General features: G+C 43.6%; 7 protein-coding genes. 2 read left to right on the forward strand and 5 right to left on the reverse strand.

Features of this window, described 5'->3' with window-relative positions; all coding sequences use genetic code 11:
• Positions 1 to 392 (forward strand): hypothetical protein (locus V6C93_RS34645; protein WP_333481240.1); only part of this gene is annotated, 392 nt, incomplete at its 5' end.
• A gap of 571 nt (positions 393 to 963) precedes the next feature.
• On the opposite strand, the gene V6C93_RS34650 is transcribed toward V6C93_RS34645, so the two are convergent.
• From V6C93_RS34650 to V6C93_RS34670, 5 genes are all read right to left on the reverse strand, one after another.
• A complete protein-coding gene (locus V6C93_RS34650; protein ID WP_333481241.1) occupies positions 964 to 1,302 on the reverse strand; it encodes a hypothetical protein in 339 nt (112 codons plus the stop codon).
• 302 nt (positions 1,303 to 1,604) lie between these two features.
• A complete protein-coding gene (locus V6C93_RS34655; RefSeq protein ID WP_333481242.1) occupies positions 1,605 to 3,362 on the reverse strand; it encodes a hypothetical protein in 1,758 nt (585 codons plus the stop codon).
• A gap of 146 nt (positions 3,363 to 3,508) precedes the next feature.
• Complete coding sequence (locus V6C93_RS34660) at positions 3,509 to 4,003, reverse strand: hypothetical protein (protein ID WP_333481243.1); 495 nt, start codon at positions 4,001 to 4,003, stop codon at positions 3,509 to 3,511.
• A gap of 137 nt (positions 4,004 to 4,140) precedes the next feature.
• A complete protein-coding gene (locus V6C93_RS34665) occupies positions 4,141 to 4,401 on the reverse strand; it encodes a hypothetical protein (protein ID WP_333481244.1) in 261 nt (86 codons plus the stop codon).
• 23 nt (positions 4,402 to 4,424) lie between these two features.
• Positions 4,425 to 4,841 (reverse strand): hypothetical protein, encoded by a 417-nt coding sequence (locus tag V6C93_RS34670; protein WP_333481245.1) that lies wholly within the window; start codon positions 4,839 to 4,841, stop codon positions 4,425 to 4,427.
• A 458-nt stretch (positions 4,842 to 5,299) separates the two neighbouring features.
• On the opposite strand from V6C93_RS34670, the gene V6C93_RS34675 reads away from it, so the two are divergent.
• The coding region (locus V6C93_RS34675; RefSeq protein ID WP_333481246.1) for a hypothetical protein at positions 5,300 to 5,577 on the forward strand (278 nt) is incomplete at its 3' end.

The following is a 5,577-nucleotide window of genomic DNA, read 5'->3' on the forward strand; positions in this document are numbered from 1 at the left end:
TCTCGCTTGTTGCTGTCTTGAACCCTACTCAAAAAAATTCAGGATACTTTGAAATGCAGAGTCTTCAACAACCTCAAAAATCGCTATTGACCTTTCCCGATGGCACCGTATTAACCTCTGACGATCTTGTTCTGGCGACTCTCCAGCTTGGCTGGTTTCCTGTTCCCTGCAAGATACTTGAAATTCTTGAGCTTCCTAAAGACGGTGAATCTGGTAATGTTCTCGTTCAGCCTCTAATTGCTTTAACTGGCATTGTTACTGGTGATTCCCCGCGATGGGTCCCCGGCTTTTACTGCCGACGACTGGATTGTGAGACAGCGTTGCGAGTCGTTCAGGCATCTAACCAACTTTTGGCGGCTGTTCCTCCCCTTGTGCTCGATCGCTCTCATTAGTCTCATTAATGGCGATACCGGAGGTTAAGAGGAGTTGAAATCTCTTACAACAAGGATAGTAGTTGGCGTACAGCCTATGTTCCCCTGGAGTCTCTTCCAAGGGCAACTGAGCGATCGCCTTGCAGCCCGAATCACAACCCTCTCACCAGGAGGTTGTTGCGTCAGAATATGGCTCAACGCCTACTGAGCCAATATCCCTTGAAGATCGCTTGCTTTTAGCACTAGCTCGAATTGAGGAATTACAAAATAGGGTTCGGATTCTTGAGCAAATTACTTATGCTACCGCAGCTATAAGTGCATAGCTTTACATTCACTTTGACTTTGGCTTATCGTAGCACTACCCTTTTCAAATTACACTCGGTTGGAATTTGACAATGCTCGAACCGTAACCCCCTCGTGTTGCTGTGAGCTGCCGATCGCGTGCTGTACGCTCTTCCTCGTATCCAGAAAGCCGCTGGCATTAATAACTAGCTACTACAAAGGGCTTCACAGGGAAGCCCTTTGTGTTTTTTGCTTATCTGTATTGAGTGTAGATGTGTCCTCCCATGAGTGAAAACCCGCTTTCCACTGGCTAAGTCTTCCTTTCCAATTCACTTTTTATTTGTGCGATCGACTGGAATGGCATTTCTTGGTACTTCCTTTCCTCTGGACTCCATAACCCAAAACCCGCTTCCCAATCTTTTACCCAATTGGGGTTTGTTCGATCTATTTGGCGAAGAAAATTTGTTACTGGATCGAGGACTGATTTTGTATCCGTGTATTCTCCGATTTTCTTCGAGAACACTGAGGTAAGTATCAGTTTCCCCTCAACGCTTTCTCCTGTGGCAGAAAGCCCGGAAAATATATTTTTCACGATCGCCTCATCGGGAACTCCGGGACGGCACGTTACGCACAAAGCAACTTCTATCATTGTTGTAATTTCCCTCGTCTTGTATTTATTTGGCTATTTTTAATAATTTTACCAATGAGATATGAAAAGAATTGGGCATTTGTAATCGCTTAATATTCAAGCGATTACAATACCCAAAGTATATGATGTTTTATTCAGCGTAGGCGGTTTCTCTGAGGTTTAGAGATGCTATGATGTTTAACTCTTCGACTGTGATTACGATTACGCTTTTACCATTTGCTCGACATCTACTTCTATAGGAAAAAGATAGCCGGGATAGCTCCCGGTCTACTCAAGGGCAGTTTTACTTTGCTCTCAAAGGTTTATTCATACACGCGAGCTGACAGGCAAAACGGAATTGTTTCTCCAGCTTCAAGTGATTGGTTTCCGGCAATTTCCAGGCTTCCATCCTCGTTGAACTTTACACTTAGATTGGAAATGACTGTAACTTTACAGTTCAATCTTCTAGCGGCGTGTTCCAGGAATTCTTGCTTTAAATCTCCTGAAATTGAATCAATTGGCGGAGGCGGACTTAGTCTTTCTATCAACTCATCCATCGAGTTTTCGTAGGATGACATTAACTCATCTCTGTCTCGATCGTCGTTCTCCGGGTCAAAACCTGCATACCCTAGCTCGCTTATTGCTTTTATCGGATCTTCGCAGCCGATTGTCCATTCTACGTCTTCGATGTCCCAATTACTGGGGAAAGAGAACGCAAACACGTCCCTTTCAACTTTATGCCACTCTGCTTCATCGGTAGGTTCTTCGTCGGTGAGACAGAACTCTCCTCTCGATCGCAACCAATTTAACCCAATTCTATTAGGAATGGTTTCACCTGGCTTCCAGATTAGATGTTTGACTGGTTTTGTGGAGGCGCAGGTTAACTCATAAGGAGTACCTACTTTTTGACTAATTTCTTCGACAAAACTAGATACTCCGTAATAGCAGTAATAGCAGCTTTCTTGGTCTGTCACCCTTACTTCGTGTTTAATCAGCAAGGGAGCGTTCTCTTTTAAAAATACCTTTTCTTCTCCTTTCTCGCTTTCCCACTCGCTATTTTCTCCAGGTTCATACGGTAAACAAGGTGCTGCTGTAATGTACGGGCATTCATTATTTGCCCTGTCTGGGTTAGTTTTGTACAGCGCCTTTATGTTTTCCGGGGTGGCATGAATTGTCTCTAGCGAACAGAGTTCCGCGAATAGTGCATCTTCGATTGTCTGCTGAAATGAGAGAAAATCTTTGTCTTCGATAAACCCTTCTCTCACTGGAGCTTTTGGGTTTATTGGTCTCCCGTTTCTGACTTCAAATACGAAGCGAAACGGGATATTTTCTACGTTGCACTTTATTAATTGTCCGTACCAATTCACCAGCTGAATGCGATCCCAATGGTAGGTATCAGGGCTATATATAGTCAGTTTGTTGCCGTCAATCCATAAGTTGACGATCTCGTTTCCTTCCAGATAAACATCGATTGGGCCTGTTTCAGTCTGGATGCCATCCAAGGTTATTTCTAGGACATCTTTGTAGCCTAGCGCTGGATAGCTGCTGATTTTTTCTTTCCAGTACTTCCGAGATGACACCTTCTCAGGCAGAGCTTTCTTTATCTCGTCAATTACCTTGCGATCGCATTTTACATCCAGACAGAAGCCCTGTGAGGACTCACTCAGCTCTAGTCGGCTTTCCCAGGTTTGGTAGTACTCTTGCTCATCCCACCATCTTTTCGTGTCGATTTCAAGGCTCAACCCATTTGATGTTACCGTCACCTTGGTAACGGATTCATGAGCCAGCAGGCTTCCAAACCCAATGCCCATTGGCGCTTGATTCTCGATGACGGACTCATCAAATCCTGAATCGCCCAGGCTCAAGAATTTGTAAAAACCTTCAACGCCCTTTAATCCTTGACCGTCATCTTGGTATTTGAATTCCGTCCCATCGGCGGCTGTTGTAATATTGACTTGCCTCGAACCGGCTCTTTGCGAATTTTGCAATAGCTCGGCTAGAATTTCAGTTACTCTTCCGGTAAATAGCCGTTTGACTGACGAACGGATCTTGTGTGGGTTGACTAGAAGTGTCGTGTCCATATTGAGTTGGAATGATTGGGTAAGTGTACTCGTTGTAAATTTCAAGGGTTAAGCTACGGATTGTTTTCCGACTCAACCCTTGAGAATTTATGTTTTTTCTTGAAAGAGCAGTTATTGAAGCTCAGATTTCTAAAAGTCAGCGCTGGTTAACAGGTTTTAACTTTGTGAGAGCCATTGGCAACCACTGTTAGCCTGCTTCTACGACTCCAGTAGTTATTGATTGCAACTGTCCGCTGCTCCACTTCGTCAAGTTTTGCCTTTTGATCTTCGTCTAGAAGGGCATACCATTGCGCTTTGAACTTTTGGACTTCTTCAACTGAATAAACATCGACTCCGGCTGTTTCGACGTGACCGTTTTCCGGGTTGACATACATCAATAAGAAATCCCGATACTGTTCGGCGTGAGGCTTGTTCCAACTTTCCGTGCTTTTGCGCGGATTGCTGGTCTGATGCACAAATCGCATCTTGCCTTTGGCGCTGCCCTTCGTGGCTGTTTCTACCCACACTTTGCGTTTGCATCGCAACGTTCTACCGTAGGGATAATCAGGTTGAAGAAAAGATGTTTCTGGCGATGTGTGACCCGACAGAACTTTTACACTCGTCTTAATTTCTGTTGTTTCTGTAGCCAATTCTAAAGGCATAACTATGTTGATACCTGACGTGAAATTTTCAACACAGTTTGAGCGCTAGCTGTGAATAGATTGTCTTGCTCTTCACAGCTAGTTCACTATTTCACATCTAGCCAATTCCTATATTTTTTGCAGTTTTTGACTTTTATTTAATTGTCAATTACCGTGCCACGAGAAAGAATTTTTCTTTTTAATTTGGCGTAGGTTTCGTTGTACTTTTGCCGAAGTGAATCTGGGGCTTTATCCTCTTCTTCCCATAGCTCTAGCCATTCTCGGATGGCATTAAAATCCCCTGAAAGTAACAGAGATTCTACCGTTGCACCCCGGTCGGATGCTTGTTTTTCGAGTTCGGATTGATATTGCTCTGCCCAGTCATTGAGCTGGCGATCGCTATTCTCTCCTGGTTTCATGGGTTTGCTACGAAGAGTGTTTTTTAGTTTTTGTCTGTGAGCAGAGTGAGGATTATTAACGATTCCAATTCGGATCTCGTTAGATATTTCCAGTACGGTCTTCCTCCATCAGACAGCGTGACTAAACTGTATTCTTCTTCTCTGTCCCTATCCTTGTAAGAATCTTGATTGTAGTGTTCTATCCAGGTTGTTTTCTCCAGCTTTATCCGATAGAACTGGCAGACTTTTTCAAATAAGTATTCTACGCAATTGGTGATAGATTGCCCTTCGTTCTCTTTTACTTCAGAGCCTATTACTACCCATTCCTCCGAATCTCGTATATTGGCATTCCTGCAATAAATCCTGATTCGGCAACAACCGTCTCTCCCTGGAATTCCTTCACCCTTCTTCCAGTGGAATAATTCATCAACCTTTGGGTTGCCTATAATTGAAGCTTTCATGATTTACGCTCATGAGTTTTACTGGGAATTTGGAAATATACTCTAGTGCTAGCTTGTGAGCTTTTACCCTTTACTTGGAAGGGTGAATACTTGTTTTTCAAGTTACCGATTCTGCTTTAACGCAGGCTGGCGTGATTCGGTGCTTTTCCTTACGCACAACCGATCGAGAGCTTTCGCTTAAAGAAGCAAAAAAATAATTGCAACAGTTTCCTTCACGCTGCTATCCATGCGCGGAATATAGAGGTCGTTGCCAACTATTCAACAACGCACTCGACCTTGGTTTCGTCTAATTTTTCAAGATTTCTCGTACAAAGTTGGCAGTACGACTGTATAAACTGACTATCGCCGTTTTTCCTTTCCATACCCAACTATGTTTCATCATAGTTGACCATGCTATTGGAGTCAACTATGATTGGATGCATACTAGCTATAAATTTTTTAGATCATGTTCTAAATCGATGACCAAAAACTACCGATATACGTTGACCTTTGAAGATCCTGAGATTCAGAAGCGTTTTGAGGCTTTAGCTTTATTGCTTGGCAAAGACTATATTTACAACGGCAAGCCCAGTCCCAAGCGGTTGGTAGAGGCGATCGCGTTCGGTAAAATCCCTCTCAAACTAGAGCCTATGGTGCGGGACACTGAATCTTGGTCTTCAACTCGGTGGCAGTCTTTATTGGTAGCTGTTTGGCTTTGTATGACCACCAACCAGTATGCAGCCGCTTGCGAGCTAGT

It is taken from the genome of Allocoleopsis sp., assembly GCF_036703385.1.
Classification (GTDB): domain Bacteria; phylum Cyanobacteriota; class Cyanobacteriia; order Cyanobacteriales; family Coleofasciculaceae; genus Allocoleopsis.

Excerpts from the sequence above, each read along its gene's own strand:
- V6C93_RS34650 (WP_333481241.1), bottom strand. The coding sequence starts at position 1,302 with ATGATAGAAGTTGCTTTGTGCGTAACGTGCCGTCCCGGAGTTCCCGAT.
- V6C93_RS34655 (WP_333481242.1), bottom strand. The coding sequence starts at position 3,362 with ATGGACACGACACTTCTAGTCAACCCACACAAGATCCGTTCGTCAGTC.
- V6C93_RS34660 (WP_333481243.1), bottom strand. The coding sequence starts at position 4,003 with ATGCCTTTAGAATTGGCTACAGAAACAACAGAAATTAAGACGAGTGTA.
- V6C93_RS34665 (WP_333481244.1), bottom strand. The coding sequence starts at position 4,401 with ATGAAACCAGGAGAGAATAGCGATCGCCAGCTCAATGACTGGGCAGAG.
- V6C93_RS34670 (WP_333481245.1), bottom strand. The coding sequence starts at position 4,841 with ATGAAAGCTTCAATTATAGGCAACCCAAAGGTTGATGAATTATTCCAC.